Origin of the sequence: Bacillus sp. m3-13 (assembly GCF_000175075.1) — a bacterium.
In the GTDB taxonomy this organism is placed as follows: domain Bacteria; phylum Bacillota; class Bacilli; order Bacillales; family Bacillaceae_I; genus Sutcliffiella_A; species Sutcliffiella_A horikoshii_C.
The window spans coordinates 125,329-148,861 of the sequence record NZ_ACPC01000012.1; the positions used below are offsets into that span (position 1 = coordinate 125,329).

Genomic DNA, 23,533 nt, shown 5'->3' on the forward strand with positions numbered 1-23,533 from the left:
CGTTATTGGTACATCAGTAACCGTCGGATAGGTTGCTTATTTGACTAAGGTGAATGAAGTAACCTTGTTGATTGGAGTGGAAGGCGCGCAGACGCCCGCAGGCAAGCGAAGCGCCTGGAACGGAAATCAACAGTATAATATACTTTCATATTATTAAAAAAGACTGCCCGGATTTGGACAGTCTTTTTTAGGTTATTTACCGTTTACGACAATTTGGTCATCTGTTACATCTACTTTGATATTCGTAAAAGTATCGCCATCCAATAGTAGGTCTGTGATTGGATCTTCGATATGCTCTTGGATAATTCTGCGTAATGGTCTTGCACCGAATGCAGGGTTATATCCAAGCTCTATCAATTTCTCTTTTGCTGCATCTGAAATAATTAGTTTGCAATCACGTTCTTGTCTCAGCATTTCAGCTAATTCGTCGATCATAATATCCACAATCGCCAATAAGTGATCTTTTTGTAACTGGGAGAACTCGATGATACTATCAAAACGGTTTAAAAATTCAGGTTTGAAGTAATTGGATAAGCTTTCGATAACGGATCCCGTTTGAGGCAAGTTCTGTTTTTCAAAGCCTACGGAGATTTTCTTATCCATCACACCTGCATTACTTGTCATGATGATAACCGTATCTTTGAAACTTACGGTTCTTCCTTGACTGTCCGTAAGCCTTCCATCTTCCATCACTTGCAAGAACAGATGGAGAACGTCCGGATGAGCTTTTTCCATCTCATCCAGCAAAATAATGCTGTAAGGGTTTCTTCTCACTTTTTCTGTTAGTTGTCCCGCTTCTTCGTGCCCGACATAGCCAGGAGGGGAACCGATTAGCTTGGAAACTGCGTGCTTCTCCATATATTCACTCATATCAAAGCGGATATAAGCATCTTTCGTTCCAAAGAGCTCTTCAGCCAGTGATTTGGTCAATTCGGTTTTTCCTACCCCTGTAGGACCAACGAATAAGAAAGCACCGATTGGACGCTCTTTTCTTTTCAAGCCAGCACGGCTTCTACGGATTGCTTTTGTAATTTTGTTAACAGCTTCTTCTTGACCAATGACTTTTTGGTTCAGGTTTGTTGCAAGGTTTTTAAGCTTTGCCTGTTCATCCGCCTGCAGTTTACCAACTGGTATTCCTGACATCTCTTCCATGATGAGTTGAATGTCTTCCAATGTCACCTGACCACGCACAGCATCCGTTTGATCGTTGGAATTTCTTTTTTCTTCAAGCTCTTCCTCTTCGTCTCTTAATTTGGCAGCAGTTTCGTAATCCTCCTTCGATAATGCGGCCTTTTTTTCTTCCTCAATTTGAGTCAGACGAGCATCAATCTGCTCCAAGTCAATCGTATTTAGCGTTAGATTTTTTCTAGAACCTGCTTCATCTAAAAGATCGATTGCTTTGTCTGGTAGGAAACGATCTTGAATGTAGCGGTGTGATAATTCTACGCATGCCTTAATGGCATCTTCAGAATAAGAAACTTGGTGATATTCCTCATATTTTGATTGAATACCTTTGATGATTTTTAATGCCTCATCCGTAGAAGGCTCTTTCACGGTTACCGGCTGAAAACGGCGTTCAAGTGCGGCATCCTTTTCAATTTGACGGTATTCTTTTAAAGTCGTTGCCCCGACCAATTGGAGTTCGCCACGTGCCAATGCAGGTTTTAAAATGTTACCAGCATCCATAGAACCTTCTGCAGATCCGGCACCAACTATAAGGTGAAGTTCATCTACGAATAATATGACGTTCTTTCTTTTTTGTAGTTCTGCAATTACTAGTTTAAGGCGTTCTTCAAATTGACCGCGAATACCTGTGTTTGCGACAAGGGAGGCTACATCAAGCAAATAAATTTCCTTGTTTTTTAATTTGGAAGGGACATCGCCTTCAACAATTTTCAAAGCTAGTCCTTCCACGATGGCAGTTTTACCTACACCTGGTTCCCCGATCAAAACAGGGTTGTTTTTATTTCTTCTATTTAGAATTTCAATTACACGTTTAATTTCTTTATCACGGCCAATAACAGGATCAATAAGCCCTGTTTTGGCAATGTTGGTTATATTTTTACCTAGCTCTTCAAGAATGCTTCCACCTTTTTTGCTTCCTATTGGTGGGTTTTGCGCTTTCCCGTTTATGTGGCCTTCCTCATTAGGGGAGCCATTTCCAAAAGGGAAGTCAGAGAAAAAACCGTTTGGAGTCGGTGATGTCATTTGTGCTCTTACTTCCTCAAAGCAGGAAGAGCATAAGACAAGTTGTGTCTGCTCGTTATTAGAGCGAAATTTAAATTGAATGGTTGCGTTATTTACTTCACATTTTTGACATTTCATCATTCTGCTACCTCCTCATATTGGTGTGAGATGCTCCATTGTTTTGAAAGGGAAACATGTCACCTTTGATAAAAGTTTGACTTATTTTGACCTTTGTAGGTTGTATGGATATTATACTTTGACCTTTTTTGACTTTCAAGTAGTTTGCTTTCAGGAATTTAGTGGAAGCAGAAAGTTATGTTGAAAAGTTCAGAATATTGTATTGACTTTTGTGCTTTCCAGTTGCTATAATTGCAAAAAGTTTTAGTAATAATTATTTCTCCTTAGAAATATCGTAGATTATATAACTATTATGTTTTAACGTATTAACCAACTAAATAACTCTTATCCAGAGTGACTGAGGGATCAGGCCCGATGAAGTCCGGCAACCTTCAAGAATTTAATTTCTTGAGTTGGTGCTAATTCCTGCAGGCGAAGTAGCCTGAGAGATAAGAGGAGGATTTTTAAACCTCTTCTTAGGAAGGGGTTTTTATTTTGTTGAAAATAGAAAATTGGAGGAATGTAGGATGACAAAACCAAATTATGATGTGGAAACAGTATTATTGCACGGAGGACAAACGCCAGACCCGACAACAGGTTCAAGGGCAGTCCCTATTTATCAAACAACCTCCTATGTTTTTGACAACACGGATCACGCTCAAAATCTTTTCGCGTTAAATGAATTTGGCAATATATATACAAGAATCATGAATCCGACTGTAGATGTGTTAGAAAAAAGACTGGCTCTTTTAGAAGGAGGGGCAGCTGCTGTTGCGACAAGCTCTGGAATGTCAGCAATAGCGTTTGCCATTTTAAATATTGCGCATGCTGGAGATGAAATTGTTGCAGCGGAAAATTTATATGGGGGCACCTATAATCTTTTTGCTGTAACACTGCCTAAGTATGGAATTAAGGTGAAATTCGTAGATGCAACAGACCCTGAGAATTTCCGCAATGCCATTACACCGAAAACGAAAGCGATATTCGGTGAGATTATTGGAAACCCGAGCTTACGCGTACTGGATGTAGAGGCAGTAGCAAAGGTCGCTCATGATAACTATATTCCGTTGATCATTGACAACACCTTTGCTTCCCCTTACCTTTGCAATCCTATCAAGTGGGGAGCAGACATCGTTGTTCACTCTGCCACTAAATGGATTGGCGGACATGGAACAACCATTGGCGGTGTAGTGGTGGATGGGGGGAACTTTAACTGGGACCATCCAAACTTCCCTGGATTCACAGAGCCGGATGAGAGCTACAACGGAATCAAGTATGCACAGACTTTTGGGAATCTTGCATTCGCTGTTAAGCTAAGAGTCCAACTATTAAGAGACTTTGGAGCGTGCTTAAGTCCTCAGAATGCATTCTTACTTTTACAGGGACTTGAAACCTTGCATTTACGAGTGGAAAAGCATAACGAGAATGCCTTGGAATTAGCAAAGTACCTAGAAGACCACCCTGCAGTAGAGTGGGTATCATATCCTGGACTACCAAATCACCCGGCACATACACTTGCCAGAAAATATTTGGGTAAAGGTAATGGATCCATTGTAAACTTCGGAATTGAAGGTGGGAGAGATGCAGGGAGAAAGGCGATTGACAGCATTAAACTTTGGTCCCATGTGGCAAATGTAGGGGATGCAAAATCTTTGATTATTCACCCGGCTTCCACCACACATCAGCAGCTATCTGGTGACGACTTAATCAAGTCCGGTGTAACGGAAGATCTGATTCGCTTATCTGTCGGAATTGAATCACTAAAGGATCTGAAACATGATTTAGATCAAGCACTTTTCGTTGCTACCGGAAAATCCAAACAAGCTGCAGTCAGTCAAAACATATAGAAATGAGTGGGCATTTGTGAGCTGTCAAACGGAACATACCAATAAGGTATCGATCGGAACGCTGCTTTTAGAAAACGGAAAAAAACTCCCTGATGTGGAGATAGCATATGAAAGAAAAGGAAATCCAACGGGTGAAGTGATTGTCATATGCCATGCTCTATCAGGAAATCAGGTTTCTGTCGGTTCAAAAGAAAACCCTGGTTGGTGGAATGAATTTATCGGACCTGATTTATATATCGACACGAACAGGTACCACGTTATTACGTTGAATGTTCTTGGCGGTTGTAGTGGCAGTACAGGGCCGATAAGCATAAACCCTGAGACAAATAGAAAGTACGGCGCAGCCTTTCCTGCCGTGACAATCAGAGATATAGTGCATTCTCAGTTTAAAGCTTTGCGAAAGTTAGGAATTGACCGTGTTAAGGCTATTATCGGGGGATCACTCGGTGGAATGCAGGTGCTTGAATGGGGACATTTGTATCCTAACTTCACAGAAATTCTCATTCCAATGGCGGTGACCCCTTACTTTACAGACTATGCCCTGGCATACAATTCAATTGGCCGGCATGCGATAAAATCAGATCCTCTGTGGGATAACGGAAACTATCCTGATGGGACTCTTATTAAAGGGATGGAGATAGCGAGAATGGTAGGGTTGGTCACATACCGGTCGGAAGGCTTATTTAATGACCGGTTTAACAGGGAAAGGAAAGAAGGAGTTGATATAGAATATCAGGTTGACTCCTATTTAAAATACCAAGGCCGGAAATTTTCTAAACGTTTTGATGCAAACAGCTATCTTATTCTTCTTCAGGCAATGGATCAATTTGATCTAGGGTTTGAAAGAGGAGGATGGGAAAAAGCGCTTGAGAAAGTGAAAGCAAAAGTTTGTATGCTCAGTTTTTCCGGGGATCTTCTTTACCCACCAACTTTAGCAGAGGCATTTTTTAAAGAACTAAAAAAACGCAATAAAAATGCGGCCTATGTACAAGTTGAGACTAGGTTCGGGCATGACGGGTTTCTTGTGGAATTTGAAAAATGGGGACATCATGTCAAAAACATATTAGAGAAAAAGGAAGTGACAGAATGTCTCATTTAAATATTGCCATCCTAGGGTTTGGTACAGTAGGCAAAGGCGTTCATTATTCCATTAAATCTCACCAAGCAAGGTTAGAACAGGTATTGGGGAAAAGTGTGAATGTGGTGGCAATCCTTGTGAAGAATCTAGAGAAACATGAACAATCTCGTGAGGATGGAGTTTTACTTACGACAAACTTCGAAGAAATTTTGAATATTGGGGAACTGGATGTAATAGTAGATGCTATTGTGGGCTGTGAGCCGGGACACACCTATTTAACACAGGCATTGGAAAAAGGAATTCACGTGGTGACTGCGAACAAGGAAATGTTTGCTCATCATGGAGAGGAACTTCTTGCCCTAGCCAAAAAGAATGATGTTACGGTAGGGTTTGAGGCAACAGTAGCTGGTGGTATACCTGTAATACAAACCTTGAGGCAACTTTTGCAGGTGAATCGCGTTCGAAAAGTTGAAGGGATCTTAAATGGAACGTCCAACTTTATCTTATCAAGCATGAGAAAAGATGGTCATACTTTTGAAAAAACCTTACGAGCAGCACAAGAAAACGGTTATGCAGAAGCTGATCCATCTAATGATATTGAGGGGTATGATGCCTATTACAAGGGTGTTGTATTGAGTCAGCTTATCTTTGGGGAAAAACCAGAAGAGCAGTCAACCATACGCAAGGGTATTACAGACATTACTGCAGACTATGTGGAAAGTGCGGATGAACTTGGATTACGCTTCAGGCATATTGTTACGTTATTTAAAGGACAAAAAGGGGTTCAGTGTAAGGTGGAGCCGGTGTTGATTTCTACTGAACACCCATTTTATCAGGTCGATGGAGTGCAAAATGCGGTTTCCATAGAGACTGATCTTGTTGGTAATGTTCAACTGCAAGGACCTGGAGCGGGTATGTACCCAACAGCTAGTGCTATTTTAGAAGACATTATCCAGATTAGTCGCCCTGTTAACTCAGAGCCAGCTTACGTAGTGTATCAGGAGGAAGCTGCAAACTCTTCTAAGTGGGTACTTTTTAATAAGAATAAAAAATTAGAAGTTCCTTATGATATCAAAGTTTTAGCTCGTCTATCTGATAGAGCGGCTGTCGTTGAAACAGAAGAAGTGGAAAGGATTCTTTTAGAAAACCCATTGCTGGCCTACTTTGAACTTAAAGGTAATTATCAACATAGGGTTGAAAAAGTTAACGTATAATCTAATAGCTCGTACAATTCTCTCTTCTTTCTTTCCAGCTTGTCTCATATATATGTGACAAGCTGGTTTTATTTTGGTGGAATGCTTAAGGGAGAAGAGGGTGTGGCAATCGTGAAACGCAGCTGGCTTAGTGCTTGTCAAATAGGGGCGGTGTATGTAGGCACCATTGTAGGTGCGGGTTTTGCTACAGGGAAAGAAATTGTTCAGTTTTTTACGCAATACGGGTGGATCGGATTAATTACGATACTTATGAGTGGGTTTTTATTTATTTGGCTTGGGACAAAAATGATGCTGATTTCCAAGAGGATCAAGGCAAATTCCTATAAAGAGTTTAATGAATATTTATTTGGTTTGTCTGCGGGAACGGTTGTCAATCTCTTTATGTTGGTCATTTTGATTTGTGTGGGAGCAGTCATGCTTTCGGGGGCTGGTGCAGTTTTTGAGGAACAACTCGGATGGTCATTTCAGCTCGGTTTGCTCCTAACGGTTGTACTTTCTGTCTGTGTGGTTCTTTTTGGTGTAAAAGGATTGGTTGGGGTTAATGTTATTGTGGTTCCGGTTATGATTATTTTCAGTTTTATCATTGCTGGAAACTCCATTGCAGAAAATGGGATATCTTTTTTGAGCCTGGAGCCTGTAAAGGACAGTTTAAAGGGTTGGTTGGCACCGTTTATGTATGTGTCATTCAATCTAGCAATGGCACAGCCGGTTCTTGTTCCGCTGGCAACGGAAGCAAAGGATGATTGGGTCATTAAACGTGGCGGGTTCATTGGGGGACTTGTCTTGTGTTTTATTTTATTGACGTGTCATATATCAATTGCTTCGCTTCCAGAGTTTCATACGTTTGAGATCCCGATGGCGGAAGTGGTGAAGTTGAGTATGCTTTCGTTTTTTGGCATTTATGTTTTTGTGATTTATGGGGAGATATTTACATCGGTTGTTAGTGATATTTTTGGGTTGCAGCGGCAGTTGGAGAGTATGTTGAATGTGTCGCGGTATGTGGTGACGGTTGTGTTGGTGAGTATTATTTATATGATTAGTCAGATTGGATATGGCAGTTTGATTGAGCATTTGTATCCGTTTTTTGGGTATGTGAGTATGGCGTTTTTGGTGTTGTTGGTGGTGAGGAAGTGAGGGGGATATGGATAAACTCCCTGTTGATTTCCGCAGTTGGCTTCGCTTTCCGCGGGGCGACCTTGAGCCTCCTCACTTCGTTGCGGGGTCTCAACAATGTCGCTTCTTCCCCCGCAGGAGTCTACGCCATTTGCTCCAATCAACAGGGTGGTTAGGTATCTTCAACGGATATTTTACTAACCCGCTCACTTCCTCAAAAAACTCTTATCGTACGAATGTAGCGACGATGGCAACGATTGGGATGGCGGTCATTAGGACGTTGCCGATTAGGAAGAATGTCATAAGTTTTTCTTGCAGTGCGGGTGCACCGCTGACAAGTTCATTCTTTTTTATTAAGTTTAGAATAAAGTTCACTAGTACACTCACTGCCACAATTGTAATTGGGATGAATAAGTTAACAGTGGAATCCATCAATGTCATAAAGCCGAAGACAATAAGGATAATTGGAAGTGCTTCAATGACAGCTACATAAATGAAGAATCTAGATTGGATTTGTCCAAAGGTTTCTGGCTCTAACACAAGTTTCTCCATACTGGAGCGTAAAACAATCGAGATCCCAAAGCTTGCAATTACAGCGGCTATAACAAATAAATACAAAGCATCCATGATATTTCCCCTCCTGAAATACATAATAAATATTTATTTTACCTTATAATTTCCAAAAGGGATATCAAAAGTTTAATGGGAAAATAACAAGTAACCATAAATCAAATACAAGGTGGGAAATGATGACAAGAGTAAGGGAGTTCTTCCATACATATAAGGCACCCCAAACAACACCTGCCGTTGCTGCTGCGGCGACCAACATGGGATTGCCTGTCCACGTGTGAGCCAATGCGTACAAACATGCCCCTGCTATAACCCCTACTAACATGCCGTATCTATTTACTAGTTTAGATTGAAGATATCTTCTCCAGAAAATTTCCTCTCCTGGAATAATAATTAGAACCAACATTAAGTAATGCCACCAACTACGTGGGCCTACAATCAAATATAATTCTTCCACAAAAGTAATGAGTGGAAAGGGAAGTACTTTCAGTATTAAGTAAGCAACTAAAAATACCCCATATAAGATCGTCCCTGTTAAGATTCCATACGAAATATCTTGTAAAGAAAAAAGTCTGTTATTAAGACGAGTAAATCTCTTATCTTTCATACTTACTAAAATAAGGATGAATAGCGAGACAGGAAACAGCATCCAAAAATAATCTGTTAGCAAAAAGCTAATAGCAAGTAAGAAGTTTGCTAAAACTAAAAACGAAAGAGTCTTTTTCATATTATTTACTCCTAATTATGTGCTTGACCTTATTTTAACAGGAAAGCTTCTTATGATAAACGAACATACTATCAAAGAAACACTTAAATTATGTAAGGAGATGGAAGCATGACACAATCAAAAAGCCAACAAGAAAGACAAAGAAAAGTGAGAAAGCAATCGCAAAATGAACACGGTAAAGTGAAGAGTTTTGAACAACTAGCAGATGAAGCGGGGAAAAATAAATAATTTATTGTTGCCGGTCATTCCTTCCTATAGGGATGACCTCTATTGTTATATGAGCTAGGGGTATATTGTAGGGGTTATAAAAGCATACTATTGGAAGATATTACAGAAATGAGGCTTAGAGTATGGGGATTCAGCATGAAAAAAAGAGATATGTTGCCATCTTAAGTCCTTATACTACAAGTATTTTGCATTATCGCAAGCCCTTTGTCGTGGCTTGGTGGGGTGCGGTATTTCCAGGCTTTGGACACTTTATGTTATCGAAATATTTAACAGCATTTATTTTAATTACATGGGAAGTCGTAATTAATTCATTGGCTCATTTAAATGAAGCTATATACCTCTCTATGACAGGGAGGTTTGAAGAAGGAATTGCTGTGTTAGACCAACATTGGATCATTTTATATGTGTGCATGTATGTATTTTCTATTTGGGACAGTTACCGCCTTACCATAGAAATGAATAAACATTATACGTTAGCTTATCATGAAGGTTTTCCGTTACTCATCAAGAATACATCTTCTATTGAGATTAACGTCCTTGATAAAAAGAACCCATTGCTTGCGATTATTTGGTCTTTATTGACTCCTGGGTTAGGAAATCTTTATGTAACAAGAGTCTTGTCTGTTATTTTTGTTTTAACATGGTGGTTGATTATTACATATCAAGCAAACGTATTTCCAGCCATTCACATGACACTGGTCGGAAATTTCCAAGGAGCTACCGATGTTTTAGTACCGCAATGGTTTTTATTCGTCCCGTCAATTTATTGTTTTGCCGGTTATGATTCCTATGTGAGTGCAATGGAGCTCAATAAATTTATTGATAAATATATATCAAGAGAATTAAAAGAAAAATACCAGGATATTCAGTTTAAAATGCCGATATAGAAAAGAGCTGGAAAGTAATGTACATTTTCGCGACATTTAAATACAACATGGAAATGGAACTTACATTACGTGAATTAGAAGAGCTGGGACTAACGAAAGAGCATATCTTAGTTGTTCCGCTCGATAAGATTAAATATCAAACGAAAGCGATTGACTCCATGCATCGTTCAGATGGGAGGAGTTTAATCGATCTAGCTGCTATCTTTGGAATCATCTTTATGCTTTTAGGGGTTATTTATGGGTATATATTTTATCTCGGTCCCATTCTCTGGGGACTTTTCGGACTAGTATTCGGTGGTGTGTTCGGTTTTTTAGTTGATTATTATTTTACTAAAAAAAGTGAAAAAGCACTTAGGAAGCGTGGATCAGATGCGGACATTATCGTTATGATTCAATGTCCAAAAGATCGTCAGGAAAGAATTGAGGATATATTGTGGAATAACATGGTGCTGGGTGTCGGAATTTTAGAAAGGTAAAACATTATATAGTTAAAAAGCCAATCCCAGGAGAGAGGGATTGGTTTTTCGCTTTTATTGCTTTAGAAACTTTATATCCAAACACGTTCAAACTCTTTTCCATGTCCGAGGGAAAAACAGAGTTCTTTCAAACATCTATTCAAGCGTTCTTTTTCCAGTTCAAAATATATTTCGTCTTTAATTGATTCTATTGTATGTTTTGTATATTTCCAAATGGACTCTTTTCGAAATTCAGGTGAATGATCTGAGATAATCTTTAGTACGTGAATAATAGAAGTAATAACATCTATATCTGTTTTCCCATAACGAATGATAGGGGAGAACGCAATATCAAGATAATCAAAAAATTCCGGTGTTTTGACAATCACTCGCAAGTTTCTATACTTATCGTTGAAATAGGGTTGTGGCCCTTGCATAGATGCCAGTTTTGAAAGTAGAGTCCCAAGTTGCTCGATACAGTGAACTGCTGTGCTCGGATCGTTGATGCCAGACGAAAGCGCCCTTACTCCGATTTCATTTACTTTTCTAATACCAAATTCCACATCTTCTAATGGTGCTCGGGCAATGGAGACAGTTATTAAAGCTCTGAGGGAATCTTTATCAATCTTCTTTCCTGACCAGACGGAAAGAAGCGGTGTGTGTTCATTGATATAATCCCCTTGTTGCCGTTCAACTCGGACAATGCAGTCTGAATCATAAGCTTCTTTAACCAACGCATCGACATCAATGTACTGAACATAACCAGGCTCTTTGCTCATGATAGTGACTGGTTCCTTTGTAGAAATCTCCTGACTTTCCCAGTCATCCCATGGCGCGTCGTGGATGGAGGCATCACTTTCTTCGAACAATTCTTCCATACAGTCCATCGTTTCCACGGTGATGTTATGGAGTAAATTGCTCACTTGGATCCACGTAGTGACATGCTGGATGAAGAAGACGAATACAATTAAGCAAAGAATAGCAATTGCAACTGCAAATGTAGGCACAAGGAAATAGCTGTTCTTCTGTCGTTTCTTTTAAAAAAAGGAGTAAAATAATGCAATAAAATAAATCCTGCCGTAAAAATCCCGAGTACCCTTTGGGTGGAGTGGTCCGTAATAAAGTTTTGCAATGCCCGTGGAGAAAATTCAGACAGGTAGGTGGTCAGCACCACTAAGATGGTAGAGAATGTAATGGTAGTCATCGTTAATAATGACGACGCAATGGAGCTGAGAATGGTTTGAGACAAATTGATGTCTGAAAGAAAAATGGCTGGTATTTGATTCTCTGCATCCATAGATGAAAGTAAGTAATTATCAAGTAATAATGTGCCGATTGCAAGGAAGAATGCAAATGCTCCATAAAAAGAGGGCAAATACCAAAAGCTTGTTCTCAAACGTAATAGACTAGCTGAACGTGCCATGCTTAACACTCCTTAAAATAAAAGTACTCTAGAAGAAAATGTAGATACTTTATTGAAAATATGTTATAGTAACAAAGTTAAATTGAATAAAGTCTTACGCCGATAATGGTGTCAGGAGAGGTTCTAGCAAATACCCTCTATAAAAAACTAAGGACAGATACCAAACTATATTCCTTAGGATATAGTTTTTTTATTTTTTCTGATGTTATGCGCTAGCCTCCATTATTTTTGGTTAGCGTTTTTTGTATGACTATAGATATAGATGATTAAAGGAGTGAAGACACGATGAAGCAAAAGGAAAAAGCGATGGTCGTGTTCAGTGGCGGGCAGGACAGCACTACTTGCCTAATTTGGGCAATGAAAGAATTTGATGAAGTGGAAGCTGTCACATTCCATTACGGACAGCGACATGAACTAGAGATTGATTGTGCAACAAGTATTGCAAAAGAACTTGGAGTAAAACACCGCATTCTTGATATGTCCCTTTTAGGACAATTAACACCAAATGCCCTTACTAGAGATAATATCGAAATAGAAGAAAAAGAAGGGGAATTGCCAAGCACGTTTGTAGACGGAAGAAATCTGCTATTCCTTTCCTTTGCAGCTGTAGCAGCAAAGCAGATTGGTGCGAGACATATTGTGACAGGCGTTTGCGAAACAGACTTCAGCGGGTACCCGGATTGTCGTGATGTTTTTATTAAATCCATGAATGTGACGTTAAACCTTTCTATGGATTACCCATTTGTCATTCATACTCCTTTGATGTGGTTGAACAAGGAAGAAACATGGGAATTGGCAGATGACCTTGACGCATTAGACTTTGTAAGAACAAAAACATTGACTTGCTATAATGGTGTTATCGCGGACGGATGTGGCGAGTGCCCTGCGTGTAAACTGAGAAAACGTGGATTGGATGACTACCTTGTTAAAAAAAATAAAGGGGTTGTGTCCTCATGATGCAACAAATTTACCCACAAGTACAACATGATTTCTGCTATGAGCTAAACAAGGATATGCAAATAGCAGCAGCACACTTTGTTCCAACAGATGCAGCAGGGAAATGCAGACAGCTACATGGACATACTTACTTTGTCAATGTGACAGTGGCAGGAGACGCCTTGGACGAGGCAGGCTTTCTTGTTAACTTTCAAATATTAAAAAAACTTTTGCACGATAAATTTGATCACACAGTCTTAAATGATCATAAAGACGTCTTCAATGACGAGGATCCGAATTTTTTCCCTACAACAGAAGTGGTGGCAAGAGTCATGTGGGAAACGATAGAAAAGCATTTAGAGACTCTTCCTTCCAAACCTACCTGTCTTCAAGTATATGTAAGGGAAACACCGACAAGTTATTGTATTTACCGTCCTAAGAAGGGGAAAAAGTAATGAGCAGTCTAATTCCAGTTCTAGAAATATTCGGCCCTACCATCCAAGGAGAAGGGATGGTCATTGGCCAGAAAACGATGTTCGTCCGAACGGCTGGTTGTGATTACCGATGTTCATGGTGCGATTCTGCTTTCACATGGGATGGCAGCGCAAAGGATGACATAGTGATGATGTCACATGAAGAGATATATGAGCAGTTGGTTGAAATAGGTGGGAAAGCCTTTAATCACGTTACTATCTCTGGAGGAAACCCAGCTCTTTTAAAGAATATCGGGAAACTTGTACAACTCCTTCATGAGAACGATATAAAGGTGGCGCTTGAAACGCAAGGAAGCAAATGGCAGGATTGGCTAATGGAAATAGATGATCTAACCATTTCTCCAAAACCGCCAAGCTCCGGGATGGATACCAACTTTTCCATACTTAGAGATCTGCTAGAAAGAGTTAAAAACAGTAGTGTTTCTCTAAAAGTAGTGGTATTTGATGAGGACGATTTGGCTTACTCGAAAAAGGTCCATAAGCTATATCCGGATATAGCTTTTTATGTACAAGTAGGAAATGATGATACAACCACAGAAGATGATCAAAAGTTAATCAGTAATTTGTTGGCTAAGTATGAGTGGCTGATTGATCAGGTAATGAATGATGATGAAATGAATAATGTTCGCGTGTTGCCACAATTGCACACACTAGTATGGGGCAATAAGCGCGGAGTTTAATAAAGGAGAGAGTGAGTATGTCAGGAAGAAAAGATTCAGAATTGGAAGGTGTAACATTACTAGGGAATCAAGGAACAAGTTATTTGTTCAACTATTCCCCGGATGTGTTGGAAACCTTTGAAAATAAACATCCAAACAGAGATTATTTTGTAAAATTCAATTGTCCGGAGTTTACAAGTTTATGTCCCAAAACGAATCAGCCGGATTTTGCCACTATTTACATCAGCTATATCCCGGGTGAACTAATGGTGGAGAGCAAATCATTGAAGCTGTACCTATTCAGCTTCCGTAACCATGGAGATTTCCACGAGGATTGCATGAATATCATCATGAACGATTTAATTGAACTAATGGACCCGCGTTATATCGAAGTATGGGGTAAATTCACTCCACGCGGCGGAATTTCCATCGACCCTTACACCAACTATGGAAAACCTGGCACGAAATACGAAGAAATGGCTGAGTACCGTCTTATGAACCACGACCTATACCCAGAAAAAATCGATAACAGATAATCCATCCAAGAAAACACAGCTCCCATTGTGTTTTCTTTTTTTAGAGATAAGTTTATAAGACCGTTGATTTCCGTTCCATGCGCTTCGCTTGCCTGCGGGCGGTCCGTGAGCCTCCTCGGCTTACAGCCTGTGGGGTCTCACCTGTCCCTTCCTCCCGCGGGCGTCTGCGCGCCTTCCACTCCAATCAACTAGGTGACTTCATTTAACTTATGGCTAAAAAAAGATACCTAACGAGTTAATGATACCCAACAACAATACTTTTACTAAATCTCTAGCTGTGGATTGGAGCAAATGGTGAAGACTCCAGCGGGGGAGTAACGGTAGCTTGAGACCCCACAGCGCAGCGAGGAGGCTCAAGCACCGTCCCGCGGAAAGCGAAGCCATTTGCGGAAAGGAACAGCGGTATCAACCGAACAACTATATTTTTTAGATTAAAAAGGACCAGAAACTTTATACTAAAATCCCTCCCAATTGAAAATAATAGCAATAAACAGGAGGGGACAAAAATGACAAACCATACAACAGAATGGTCCTGCGCAGAAACTAGCACACTTTGGACACTTTACCTAAACAACTCCATGTCAGCATGTGTCTTAAGATACTTCCTCGAAACTGTAGAGGATAAGCAAATTCGAACAATCATTGCAAAAGCTTATGATGTAGCATCTTCCAATGAGAATGAACTGAAGGCCGTTTTTTGGAAGGAAAAATACCCACTTCCGTTAGCTTTTTCTGAAAATGACATAAATCTTAAAGCTCCAAGACTCTTTTCGGATACATTCCAACTAGCTTACGTTTTACAAATGGCCAAAATCGGAATGGTTACATATGGGGCAAGTCTTAGTGCCATATCAAGGAAAGATATCAGAACGCTTTATACGACATTCATGCAGCGAACAATCGAGATATTTGATATTACAACGGATCTGCTATTAGAAAGAGGATTATATATTAAGAAACCTAGTACGGTTATTCCTGATAGAGCGTATTTAGTGGAAGATAAAAAATATTTTAGCGGTTTAAACCCTTTAGTGAACAAGCGTACATTAAATACAATTGAAGTGACCCACCTTAGTATGAATATTGAAACTAATCAAATTGGGATGCTTCTTTGTACGGCATTTTCCCAGACAGCTGTAAGCAAGGAAGTACGTGAATTCATGGTAAAGGCAAAGCAAATGGCCACTACTCACATAAAAACTTTTGTTGATATATTGTTAAAGGATGATATTCAAGCACCGATGGCAGCAGATTATTCTGTAACCGCATCTCACATCCCTCCTTTTTCTGATAAGTTGATGATGTTTCATAATAGCTTAATGGTGGCAGCTGGCATTGGAAATTATGCGACCGCATCCTCTGCCAGTCAGCGGACGGATATTGCGCTGAAATATGAAAAGCTATCTTCGGAGTCGGCATTACTTGCAAAATCTGGTGCAGACATCATGGTTACTAATCGTTGGATGGAAAAACCCCCTTCCACTGCTGATAGGGAAGAACTGTCTAAAGAGCGTGAATAGTTGTAGGAAAGCACTAATTCTGTTATAAAGTAAGTAACAAAGGCAGAGGAGAACCATTCATGAACTCAAAAAGAAGCGCCATTTTAATTGGAGCAACAGGTTTGGTAGGAGCGTACGTAAAGGAAGAGATTTTGCAAAATTCTTACTACACCCACCTTACGACATTTGTAAGGAACCATACGAATAAGGTTCACCCTAAGCTAACGGAAGTGAAGATCGACTTCGAGAATATGTCTGACTATAAGGAACATTTCAAAGTGGATGATCTATTTATTTGCTTAGGGACAACGAAGAAAAAAGCAGGTACAAAAGAGAGATTTCGTAAAGTGGACTATGATTATGTAGTGGAAGCAGCACGTCTCGCAAAAGAAAACGGTGTAACCAAAATTGCCGTAGTTTCAGCAATTGGGGCAGATGAAAATTCTAGATTTTTTTACAACCAGGTAAAAGGGGAGATGGAACAGGCAGTATCAGCTGTAGGGATTACGTCTACGTATTTCTTTAGGCCTTCCTTACTTCTTGGAGATCGAAATGAATTTAGATTAGGAGAAAGAGTAGGAGAAGTGTTAGGTACTGCCATTCAACCCTTATTGCGCGGAAAGTTACAAAAATATCGTTCTGTTCATGGACAAACAGTTGCAAAAGCAATGGTTAGGTTTTTAAATGACGGCAGAGATGGTGTTCATATTGTGGAATCAGACCTAATCGCTAAAATCGGTGACCTTTGACCCTAATTCTACCTTTTTAGGAAAAGTTCGTTTTCACTTCAGCGTAGTAGGGAATAAGAAATAAAAAATAGGAGTGTCCACTATGAGCCAAACGAAAGAGCTAAGAAGAATTCGTAAATCTGGCCATTTAACCATTCCCAAGTCAATTAGAGAACAACTTGAAATTTCCGATGGCGATGTACTGATGATAATGGAACAACCTTTAGGATTAGTAATGAAACCGATAAATGAAGAACACATTTATAATGAATCCATTGTTTCCAATAACGGGAAGGTAAACATTCCTATTGAAATTAGGCGTAATCTGAATATTAATGAAGAGACACATTTTTCTGTTCGACTTGATAAAGAAAGAACTGCCGTTATACTGGAAATTTTAGAAGAGGAAATAGGCTAGCAACAAAAAAGACTTCCCCTGTGTGAATTGGAGAAGTCTTTTTTTAGGTTTCGTTCTATAATGACTTTACAATTTTATAGTTTTTTATGATTAACCACGGTTCGTTGTTCCAATTCTAAATCACGATAATTGTTCATATAAGTAAGGTCCACTATGACAGAGTTTTCATTTACTTTCTCTACCCACCCCTTGAAGACCTTCACGAAATTCTATGATGTTTCCCACTTCTGCTTTTTTCAACGATATCTCCCCCTAAATAGAGTTCACCGACAGATGATCTCTCTCTGTCTGGCTTTTTTATTTTTGTGAAATAGTGGATTTAAAAAGTGTTACATACAGTTTGCATTATTTTTGCAGAAACGTAAATAGTTTCATGCTATTTTTTCTAAATTTTCTTTTAATTTATTTTATTTTTACTTTGTGACCGTTACCCGGTAGGGTGCATATATAATAATAGGGCTACCTAATTGCCCCATTCATTTTATTCCTTATCCCCCATGGAATCCCTTCATTAGAAGGGGTTTTTTTATGCTTTAGGAAATTATAAAATAATTGAATTGTGGAAAATCTGCAAAGTAATTCTTGATCGTCGGGATGAAGACCTCGGTGGTGACAAAAAATTGGAAAGGGAGAGGTCCTCATCGCCGTATGAAGACCTGGGTGACGAGAAAACAGGAGGAGAGAAGTCCTCATCGCCCGTATGAAGACCCCAGTGACGAAAAATCAGGAGGAGAGAAGTCCTCATCGCCCGTATGAAGACCTCAGTGACGAAAAATCAGGAGGAGAGAAGTCCTCATCGCCCGTATGAAGACCTCAGTGACGAAAAATCAGGAGGAGAGAAGTCCTCATCGCTCGTCTGAAGACCTCAGTGACGAGAAATCGGGAAGAGAGAGGTCCTCATCGCCAATATAAAGCCCTTGGTGACAAGGGATTTTATTGAAATAGTCAAAGGTGAACGCAAAGGAAAGATCCGGCCAAGGTCAATATTTCAAAGCTGTGCGAAAACCGAGAAAACGTTCCAAGAGATTATGATCTTGGGACGTGGTTTTAGCTCGCGTTAGCGATTTTTTTCTGTTTATTTTCACATTAGGCTGTTAGTGATAAAATAAGAGTAGTATTTCGAAAGATGGAGTGATAATTGTGAATGAAAATTTAGCAGCAGAAATATTAGACAAGCTTAAAAATGGAGAGCTTCATGAATATAGAATTACAAAAGAGGATTTTATGATTTTTCGTAAAGTGCTGGTTGCCCGTGAAGACTTCAAACACTACAGAGGCATTGCCAAACACAAAGGCGAAGTAGTATACCAATACATGCAAGAAGCAAGAAGCTAGGTGGATACAAAAACCAAGTTGATCGCAGTGGAAGGCACGAAGACTCCTTGAAAATGCTAGCGCATTTTCTTCGTGCGATGAATCGCTGCCGGAGCCTTCCTTGTCCTATGGGAGGAAGGGACAGGGGAGACCCCTGAAGCGTTGTGAGGAGGCTCCCGGACCGCCCATGGAAAGCGAAGTGCCTGAAACGAAGATCAACTGTTAAGTGTTACCTTATTAATTTCCCTCCTAAGTTTCTTAAGCGCCTCTGCCCGCCAAGACTTAACAGCACTTACCGTAACCTCCTCCTGCCTAGCGACTTCATCCAACTTCTTTCCTTTAATAATGCACTCTTCCACCCATTTCCGCTGCTTATCCGTTAAATGGCGAGTATACTCCTCCAATCCCACATCTACAGAGTCCCCAGTAAAATCAATCCCCTCTTCCGGCATCGCCTCCATAAACATGTGTGTATCTTCCCATCTCACCTCTTTTTTTAAGTGATTAAGCAATTTTCCGCGTATTGATGAATAAGCATAAGAAGTAAATGAACCTTTTCTGCAGTTCTGTGAACAGAAGGCTTCCCATAAAGCAATGGTTGCCTCATGAACGTAACGATCTTTCTCTTTGTATATATTCAAAGTCTTAATGATATGGTGTATCATGGGAGTGTACTGATTTAATACCTCTTCAAAAGTTGGTTTCATTAGGAGTTCCTAACGAAAAGCTAGCTTTTCTCTATTACCGGTATCTTTACTATAGTGGCCGTTTATTTAGTTGACATGTCAAGATATGAGGAATAAACTGTGAAGTAGCAGTGGCATATGGCTTGTACAGTTATATGTTATGAAGAGTATGGAGGTTACCTGTAAGAGAGTATCAACGATAATGTTAAAAAAGGGGTAATTGCCATGGAACATAAAAAAGAGGATAAACTAGCGAATCAATCAATGTATCTTTGGAAAAATGACGCCGACCGGACAGTACAAGGATTTTTACTATACCCGGAAAACATTCCGGATATTCAATATATAAAAAAGTTATTACGTCATATGTATATGGCAAAGGAAATCTTCAAGATGTCGATCTGGTTTGAAGGAGACGTCATCCAAGTTACTGGTCGTATACAATCTTTCCGCTATAAAGCGAATAAACTTACCATTAAAGATGTGGATAAGAACATCTATCATATTCGTATATTCGATGTGGTTGAGATTATTAGAAAACCACAAAAATAGCAGTACTCAAGAGTCCAAATAGGGCTCTTTTTTTATGCCCTTCATTATAGCCTCCATTTAACTACTGGTATATTACATAACTTTATAGGAAAAATAAAAGGAGAATTGTGACGTCCATTGTTTCCATAGAAAGGGGGGAGTTCAATGAAAAACCTACTGAAAAAACTGTTTACACCTAAAAGCAGCCAAACATCGAACAAGGTAGAGGATATGTCTGTTACACAATTATTATTACAAATGGAGAAATCTGTTGATTTTTTGAGGTTTACTAATCAGACCAATGATGGAAGCAGGAAGGTTTGGATTAACTATTACTATACATTAGTGGATACTGATTTCCTGCATCGTGACATATTACATAGGATTTCTACTAGCCCATGGAGCAATTTACAAGAATTAAAAAATATTTTACCAATAGAAGTAGTGACCATTAGCTCCGATCCGAAGGAAATAAGAGAAAAGTTATTAACAGGCTTTATTTTTGTACAGATTGGTGAGAAGGACAAAAAAGGCTTGTTAGTCCGATCGGAATTTGTCCAAACCCGTGCAGTTTCTTTGCCAGAGGTTGAGTTCAGCGTTATAGGACCGAAAGAATCGTTTGTTGAAAATATAGATTCTAACATAAACCTTATTAGAAGGCGTTTAAGCAGTCCGATGTTAACGGTTGAACAGAAAATGTTAGGCACCATTTCCAGGACGAGAGTGGGTGTCATGTATTTAGATGGAATTGTAGATAATGAAAATGTGCAAACAGTCATCCAAAGACTTGATGAGGTGGAATTCGATCATATAAATGACAGTTCCTATATAACACAATTAATATCTGATAACGGTAACACAATATTTCCGCTGCTTCTGGATACAGAGAGGCCTGACCGGATTGTGTCGGCTTTGACGGAGGGGAAAGTAGTGATCATGGTGGATGGATCTCCTCATGGACTCATTGGACCTACAACGCTTGTGGAATTTTTCTCTTCATTCGAAGATTATTATTTAAGTTATTGGCTTTCTTCCTTTTTTCGGCTTATCAGGCTGTTCGGTGTTGCCTTTTCCATCTTGGTAACCCCAGTCTATGTTGCAGTTTTGACCTATCATTATGAATTGATTCCCAAAGATCTACTGAGCACGTTGATTTCTTCTAGACGTGAGGTTCCATTGCCACCTATATTAGAAGCGATTTTTCTCGAACTGACTATTGAATTACTTAGGGAAGCTGGAGCAAGACTTCCTACAAAAGTTGGCCAGACAATCGGTATCGTGGGTGGGATAGTTATTGGGACCGCATCTGTTGAAGCTGGTTTGACGAGTAACGTCCTGTTAATTATCGTAGCACTTGCTGCACTAGCATCCTTTACTACCCCTGTTTATAAAATGGGTAATACAATCCGACTGTTGAGGTTCCCCTTCCTATTGTTTGCAGAATTATGGGGATTGCTAGGGATTGTGTTTTGCTTCTGTATTTTGGCAGCGCATTTGTTAAGGCTGACATCTCTCGGAAGGCCTTACTTGGAACCGATTTACCCTCCTAGAGTGAAAGATATGAAGGATGCTTTGTTAAGGCTACCATTTTCGATGCAAACAGAAAGGCCTGGCCAATTAAGAACCAATAAACCTCAAAGAATGGCGAAAATACGAAAAAAACCCAAAAAGGATATTGATGAATATTGAAATAAGAAGGGAGGCATGACATTGCAAAAAATTCCAAAGCAGTTCCAAGTTTCATCCTTTTTAGTGTTTTACTTAATTCATAGCACACAGTTTGGAGTAGGAGCACTTGGCTATCAACGGGTTATTGCAATGTCTGCCGGCTACGATGCTTGGATGGGTATTATCCTCTTTGGTGGTTTTACACACATCATTGTTTACATGATTTACAAAATTTGTGAAAAAAGTAACGGAGATTTGGCGAGTGCTCATCGAATGGCTTTTGGTAAATGGATAGGTAACCTATTTAACCTCTTTTTTGTTTTCTACTATATCATGACGGCTGTAACCGTGCTACGAACATATATTGAGGTGGTACAAGTTTGGCTATTTCCAGATTTAAGCACGTGGTTTTTTTCATTATTATTTCTTCTCCTAGTGTTTTACATAATAACAGGCGGATTTCGAGTCATCACGGGGATAGCCTTTTTGGGTGTTATGCTACCCGCTTATCTGTTAATAACTATTGTCCTCCCGCTTGAATATGCAGATTTTCGAAATTTGCTACCAATATTCGATCATTCACTTAAAGACATCTTTCTGTCAGGCAGGGATATGACTTTAAGTATGCTTGGATTTGAGACACTATTGATGTTCTATCCATTTATAAGCAAACCGCAACAATCCAAAAAGTGGGCTCATTTAGGAGTTTTTGTCACTTCATCCATCTATCTAATATTTGCACTAATCACGTTTGCCTATTTCAGTGAAGGGAAGCTGCAAAAAAATATATGGGCAACGCTCTCTATTTGGAAAATCATTGAGCTTCCTTTTGTAGAACGTGTAGAATATATCGGAATTGCCAATTGGTGTCTTATTATCCTTCCAAATGTGTGTCTGTTTTTATGGTGTGCTAGCAGGCTTGCCAAAAGAATGACCAAACTGAAACATAGGACCAGCTTAATTATAATAACAACTATCGTTTTTATAATCATGAATCAATTTGAAGATAGGAAATTGATTAATGATTTAAACTCCTATATGGGACAAGTCGGATTTTATATGGGCTATGTGTATATTCCGTTGTTATTTCTAGTTATTACTTTTGTGCATTGGAGAAGGGGGAAAAAAGAAGTTGAGAAAACATAATATTAACTGGGTTATTTCAATCTCAATGTGTCTCTTTCTTACAGGATGCCTGGAAAAAGAAATCGTAGATGACATTAATATTGAATCAGTAGAAGGCTTTGATTTGATTGGAGAGAAAGAAGTGTTGGGTACTTTCGTAGTACCAGTATATCAAGCTGATAAAAAGATCGAAACTGAAACATTTACTGCGGTTTCCCAATTAAATAAGGATATATTAAGGAGTGCACAGAAAGAATCGTCTGCACCGATTGTCAACGGTAGCTTAGAACTAGTTTTGTTCAACAAAGCGATGGCAGAAAAGGGGATCATCCAACTTGTCGATGGCTTACAAAGAGATGCAAGTATCGGAACAGGTTTATACTTGGCAATTGTGGATGGCGAGACAAAGGAATTATTAGAGCAAAACCTTGGTACAAGAGGAACAGGTGATCATCTGTTTAATCTTGTTAAACACAATATTGACAGAAGGGACGTTCCGAAAACGAACATGCACATTTTCCTGTCAGATTATTTTCAAAAAGGGAAAGACCCTAACTTACCTATTTTAAAGAAAACAGAAGATAGTGCAAAAATTGTTGGAGTGGCAGTAATGAAAGAAGATAAATATGAAATGACCATTCCAAATGAAAGATTATTTTATTTTAAAACACTTGTGGACAAACATTCCGATGGTACCGTTTCCTTGGGAGTGGACGGAAAAGAAGAATTCGTTTCTATACGAAGTATTAAGACAGATAGAAAAATTAAAGTGAAATGGGAAGGTGACACTCCTTCTATTAAAATAATAGTAAGAATGGATGGAGCGGTTAGAGAATATACCGGTAATAAAGTCACTCCTAAGGAACTAAAGGAGTTCCAAAAGTTGTTGGAAGATAAAATCATCAAAGAAACAGAATCCATGATAAAAGAGTTTCAGGAAAAAGGTGTAGACCCGATTGGCTTAGGATATGAAGCGAAATCTCGAAAAAGGGGATTTGACTATAAAAAATGGAAAGAAGAGACCTATCCAACTTTAACGGTACAAGTGGATGCAGATGTGAGACTTATCAGCACAGGTACTACCGAATAGGTC

General features: G+C 39.3%; 25 protein-coding genes, 1 pseudogene and 2 riboswitches. Of the genes and pseudogenes, 19 read left to right on the forward strand and 7 right to left on the reverse strand.

The features are described 5' to 3' along the window. Positions 1-192 precede the first annotated feature (192 nt). Positions 193-2,325, reverse strand: coding sequence for an ATP-dependent Clp protease ATP-binding subunit (locus M313_RS0105455; protein WP_010193198.1), 2,133 nt, complete (start codon positions 2,323-2,325; stop codon positions 193-195). Positions 2,326-2,646: 321 nt separating this feature from the next. Continuing rightward, positions 2,647-2,760: riboswitch (SAM riboswitch) on the forward strand. 71 nt (positions 2,761-2,831) lie between these two features. Between M313_RS0105455 and M313_RS0105460 the strand changes: the two genes are divergently transcribed. The 4 genes from M313_RS0105460 to M313_RS0105475 all read left to right on the forward strand — a co-directional run bounded on the left by M313_RS0105460 (position 2,832) and on the right by M313_RS0105475 (position 7,577). Continuing rightward, entirely contained in the window at positions 2,832-4,151 is a 1,320-nt protein-coding gene (locus M313_RS0105460) for an O-acetylhomoserine aminocarboxypropyltransferase/cysteine synthase family protein (RefSeq protein ID WP_010193201.1), read from the forward strand. Positions 4,152-4,167: 16 nt separating this feature from the next. Continuing rightward, complete coding sequence (gene metX / locus M313_RS0105465) at positions 4,168-5,250, forward strand: homoserine O-acetyltransferase MetX (RefSeq protein ID WP_010193204.1); 1,083 nt, start codon at positions 4,168-4,170, stop codon at positions 5,248-5,250. Beyond that, positions 5,238-6,443, forward strand: coding sequence for a homoserine dehydrogenase (locus tag M313_RS22785; RefSeq protein ID WP_010193211.1), 1,206 nt, complete (start codon positions 5,238-5,240; stop codon positions 6,441-6,443). The genes metX and M313_RS22785 overlap by 13 nt, the downstream gene beginning before the upstream one ends. A gap of 81 nt (positions 6,444-6,524) precedes the next feature. Then, positions 6,525-7,577 carry a YkvI family membrane protein gene (locus M313_RS0105475; protein WP_010193214.1) on the forward strand — a complete coding sequence of 351 codons (1,053 nt, stop codon included), beginning with the start codon at positions 6,525-6,527 and terminating at the stop codon, positions 7,575-7,577. A 204-nt stretch (positions 7,578-7,781) separates the two neighbouring features. Here M313_RS0105475 and M313_RS0105480 read toward each other — a convergent pair whose 3' ends face one another. Both M313_RS0105480 and M313_RS0105485 read right to left on the reverse strand, forming a co-directional pair. Continuing rightward, a complete protein-coding gene (locus M313_RS0105480; RefSeq protein ID WP_010193216.1) occupies positions 7,782-8,183 on the reverse strand; it encodes an ATP synthase subunit C-like protein in 402 nt (133 codons plus the stop codon). Between the two features lie 64 nt (positions 8,184-8,247). Further along, the gene (locus tag M313_RS0105485; RefSeq protein WP_010193218.1) at positions 8,248-8,853 is read right to left on the reverse strand and encodes a CPBP family intramembrane glutamic endopeptidase; all 606 of its coding nucleotides are present in this window, start codon (positions 8,851-8,853) and stop codon (positions 8,248-8,250) included. 108 nt (positions 8,854-8,961) lie between these two features. On the opposite strand from M313_RS0105485, the gene M313_RS26280 reads away from it, so the two are divergent. The 3 genes from M313_RS26280 to M313_RS22790 all read left to right on the forward strand — a co-directional run bounded on the left by M313_RS26280 (position 8,962) and on the right by M313_RS22790 (position 10,444). After that, positions 8,962-9,081: a DUF6254 family protein gene (locus M313_RS26280; protein WP_010193219.1), complete on the forward strand. Its 120-nt coding sequence runs from the start codon at positions 8,962-8,964 to the stop codon at positions 9,079-9,081. A 122-nt stretch (positions 9,082-9,203) separates the two neighbouring features. Beyond that, on the forward strand, positions 9,204-9,968 hold the full coding sequence (locus M313_RS0105495) for a hypothetical protein (RefSeq protein WP_029326351.1): 765 nt from the start codon (positions 9,204-9,206) through the stop codon (positions 9,966-9,968). A gap of 17 nt (positions 9,969-9,985) precedes the next feature. Then, complete coding sequence (locus M313_RS22790; RefSeq protein WP_034774361.1) at positions 9,986-10,444, forward strand: hypothetical protein; 459 nt, start codon at positions 9,986-9,988, stop codon at positions 10,442-10,444. 71 nt (positions 10,445-10,515) lie between these two features. Here M313_RS22790 and M313_RS0105505 read toward each other — a convergent pair whose 3' ends face one another. Together M313_RS0105505 and M313_RS26580 are read right to left on the reverse strand one after the other, a co-directional pair. Next, positions 10,516-11,430 carry a DUF2254 domain-containing protein gene (locus M313_RS0105505; RefSeq protein ID WP_034774364.1) on the reverse strand — a complete coding sequence of 305 codons (915 nt, stop codon included), beginning with the start codon at positions 11,428-11,430 and terminating at the stop codon, positions 10,516-10,518. Continuing rightward, positions 11,391-11,846 (reverse strand): DUF2254 family protein, encoded by a 456-nt coding sequence (locus tag M313_RS26580; protein WP_029326353.1) that lies wholly within the window; start codon positions 11,844-11,846, stop codon positions 11,391-11,393. Before M313_RS26580 ends, M313_RS0105505 begins: the two co-directional genes overlap by 40 nt. 111 nt (positions 11,847-11,957) lie before the next feature. After that, a riboswitch (PreQ1 riboswitch) is annotated at positions 11,958-12,003 on the forward strand. A 128-nt stretch (positions 12,004-12,131) separates the two neighbouring features. Between M313_RS26580 and queC the strand changes: the two genes are divergently transcribed. From queC to M313_RS0105545, 7 genes are all read left to right on the forward strand, one after another. Next, entirely contained in the window at positions 12,132-12,803 is a 672-nt protein-coding gene (queC, locus tag M313_RS0105515) for a 7-cyano-7-deazaguanine synthase QueC (protein ID WP_010193220.1), read from the forward strand. Further along, positions 12,800-13,237, forward strand: coding sequence for a 6-carboxytetrahydropterin synthase QueD (queD, locus tag M313_RS0105520; protein WP_010193222.1), 438 nt, complete (start codon positions 12,800-12,802; stop codon positions 13,235-13,237). Before queC ends, queD begins: the two co-directional genes overlap by 4 nt. Next, on the forward strand, positions 13,237-13,956 hold the full coding sequence (gene queE, locus M313_RS0105525) for a 7-carboxy-7-deazaguanine synthase QueE (RefSeq protein WP_010193223.1): 720 nt from the start codon (positions 13,237-13,239) through the stop codon (positions 13,954-13,956). The genes queD and queE overlap by 1 nt, the downstream gene beginning before the upstream one ends. 17 nt (positions 13,957-13,973) lie before the next feature. Further along, positions 13,974-14,471 carry a preQ(1) synthase gene (gene queF / locus M313_RS0105530; RefSeq protein WP_010193224.1) on the forward strand — a complete coding sequence of 166 codons (498 nt, stop codon included), beginning with the start codon at positions 13,974-13,976 and terminating at the stop codon, positions 14,469-14,471. A 506-nt stretch (positions 14,472-14,977) separates the two neighbouring features. Beyond that, positions 14,978-15,991 (forward strand): DUF3231 family protein, encoded by a 1,014-nt coding sequence (locus tag M313_RS0105535; RefSeq protein ID WP_010193225.1) that lies wholly within the window; start codon positions 14,978-14,980, stop codon positions 15,989-15,991. Between the two features lie 59 nt (positions 15,992-16,050). Continuing rightward, on the forward strand, positions 16,051-16,719 hold the full coding sequence (locus tag M313_RS0105540) for an oxidoreductase (protein WP_010193226.1): 669 nt from the start codon (positions 16,051-16,053) through the stop codon (positions 16,717-16,719). Positions 16,720-16,801: 82 nt separating this feature from the next. After that, positions 16,802-17,116 carry an AbrB/MazE/SpoVT family DNA-binding domain-containing protein gene (locus M313_RS0105545; protein ID WP_010193227.1) on the forward strand — a complete coding sequence of 105 codons (315 nt, stop codon included), beginning with the start codon at positions 16,802-16,804 and terminating at the stop codon, positions 17,114-17,116. Between the two features lie 55 nt (positions 17,117-17,171). On the opposite strand, the pseudogene M313_RS25025 reads toward M313_RS0105545, so the two are convergent. Next, positions 17,172-17,356: pseudogene (locus tag M313_RS25025) on the reverse strand (YkvS family protein). A gap of 900 nt (positions 17,357-18,256) precedes the next feature. On the opposite strand from M313_RS25025, the gene ykzS reads away from it, so the two are divergent. Next, entirely contained in the window at positions 18,257-18,451 is a 195-nt protein-coding gene (gene ykzS, locus M313_RS0105550) for a protein YkzS (RefSeq protein WP_010193229.1), read from the forward strand. A 194-nt stretch (positions 18,452-18,645) separates the two neighbouring features. Here the strand turns inward: ykzS and M313_RS0105555 are convergent, their stop codons facing one another. After that, positions 18,646-19,137 carry a sigma-70 family RNA polymerase sigma factor gene (locus M313_RS0105555; protein WP_029326354.1) on the reverse strand — a complete coding sequence of 164 codons (492 nt, stop codon included), beginning with the start codon at positions 19,135-19,137 and terminating at the stop codon, positions 18,646-18,648. Between the two features lie 204 nt (positions 19,138-19,341). Between M313_RS0105555 and M313_RS0105560 the strand changes: the two genes are divergently transcribed. The 4 genes from M313_RS0105560 (at position 19,342) to M313_RS0105575 (ending at position 23,530) form a co-directional block, all read left to right on the forward strand. Then, positions 19,342-19,668, forward strand: coding sequence for a hypothetical protein (locus M313_RS0105560; protein WP_010193231.1), 327 nt, complete (start codon positions 19,342-19,344; stop codon positions 19,666-19,668). A gap of 144 nt (positions 19,669-19,812) precedes the next feature. Next, positions 19,813-21,336 carry a spore germination protein gene (locus tag M313_RS0105565; RefSeq protein ID WP_010193232.1) on the forward strand — a complete coding sequence of 508 codons (1,524 nt, stop codon included), beginning with the start codon at positions 19,813-19,815 and terminating at the stop codon, positions 21,334-21,336. Positions 21,337-21,351: 15 nt separating this feature from the next. Beyond that, positions 21,352-22,461 (forward strand): GerAB/ArcD/ProY family transporter, encoded by a 1,110-nt coding sequence (locus M313_RS0105570; protein ID WP_029326355.1) that lies wholly within the window; start codon positions 21,352-21,354, stop codon positions 22,459-22,461. Further along, positions 22,448-23,530 carry a Ger(x)C family spore germination protein gene (locus tag M313_RS0105575; protein WP_010193236.1) on the forward strand — a complete coding sequence of 361 codons (1,083 nt, stop codon included), beginning with the start codon at positions 22,448-22,450 and terminating at the stop codon, positions 23,528-23,530. Before M313_RS0105570 ends, M313_RS0105575 begins: the two co-directional genes overlap by 14 nt. Positions 23,531-23,533 lie beyond the last annotated feature (3 nt).

Bases quoted from the DNA above. Each gene is read 5' to 3' on its own strand.
- M313_RS0105455 (WP_010193198.1), bottom strand. From the start codon at position 2,325: ATGAAATGTCAAAAATGTGAAGTAAATAACGCAACCATTCAATTTAAA.
- M313_RS0105460 (WP_010193201.1), top strand. From the start codon at position 2,832: ATGACAAAACCAAATTATGATGTGGAAACAGTATTATTGCACGGAGGA.
- M313_RS22785 (WP_010193211.1), top strand. From the start codon at position 5,238: ATGTCTCATTTAAATATTGCCATCCTAGGGTTTGGTACAGTAGGCAAA.
- M313_RS0105475 (WP_010193214.1), top strand. From the start codon at position 6,525: ATGCTTAAGGGAGAAGAGGGTGTGGCAATCGTGAAACGCAGCTGGCTT.
- M313_RS0105480 (WP_010193216.1), bottom strand. From the start codon at position 8,183: ATGGATGCTTTGTATTTATTTGTTATAGCCGCTGTAATTGCAAGCTTT.
- M313_RS0105485 (WP_010193218.1), bottom strand. From the start codon at position 8,853: ATGAAAAAGACTCTTTCGTTTTTAGTTTTAGCAAACTTCTTACTTGCT.
- M313_RS26280 (WP_010193219.1), top strand. From the start codon at position 8,962: ATGACACAATCAAAAAGCCAACAAGAAAGACAAAGAAAAGTGAGAAAG.
- M313_RS0105495 (WP_029326351.1), top strand. From the start codon at position 9,204: ATGGGGATTCAGCATGAAAAAAAGAGATATGTTGCCATCTTAAGTCCT.
- M313_RS22790 (WP_034774361.1), top strand. From the start codon at position 9,986: ATGTACATTTTCGCGACATTTAAATACAACATGGAAATGGAACTTACA.
- M313_RS26580 (WP_029326353.1), bottom strand. From the start codon at position 11,846: ATGGCACGTTCAGCTAGTCTATTACGTTTGAGAACAAGCTTTTGGTAT.
- queC (WP_010193220.1), top strand. From the start codon at position 12,132: ATGAAGCAAAAGGAAAAAGCGATGGTCGTGTTCAGTGGCGGGCAGGAC.
- queD (WP_010193222.1), top strand. From the start codon at position 12,800: ATGATGCAACAAATTTACCCACAAGTACAACATGATTTCTGCTATGAG.
- queE (WP_010193223.1), top strand. From the start codon at position 13,237: ATGAGCAGTCTAATTCCAGTTCTAGAAATATTCGGCCCTACCATCCAA.
- queF (WP_010193224.1), top strand. From the start codon at position 13,974: ATGTCAGGAAGAAAAGATTCAGAATTGGAAGGTGTAACATTACTAGGG.
- M313_RS0105535 (WP_010193225.1), top strand. From the start codon at position 14,978: ATGACAAACCATACAACAGAATGGTCCTGCGCAGAAACTAGCACACTT.
- M313_RS0105540 (WP_010193226.1), top strand. From the start codon at position 16,051: ATGAACTCAAAAAGAAGCGCCATTTTAATTGGAGCAACAGGTTTGGTA.
- M313_RS0105545 (WP_010193227.1), top strand. From the start codon at position 16,802: ATGAGCCAAACGAAAGAGCTAAGAAGAATTCGTAAATCTGGCCATTTA.
- M313_RS0105555 (WP_029326354.1), bottom strand. From the start codon at position 19,137: ATGAAACCAACTTTTGAAGAGGTATTAAATCAGTACACTCCCATGATA.
- M313_RS0105560 (WP_010193231.1), top strand. From the start codon at position 19,342: ATGGAACATAAAAAAGAGGATAAACTAGCGAATCAATCAATGTATCTT.
- M313_RS0105565 (WP_010193232.1), top strand. From the start codon at position 19,813: ATGAAAAACCTACTGAAAAAACTGTTTACACCTAAAAGCAGCCAAACA.
- M313_RS0105570 (WP_029326355.1), top strand. From the start codon at position 21,352: ATGACATTGCAAAAAATTCCAAAGCAGTTCCAAGTTTCATCCTTTTTA.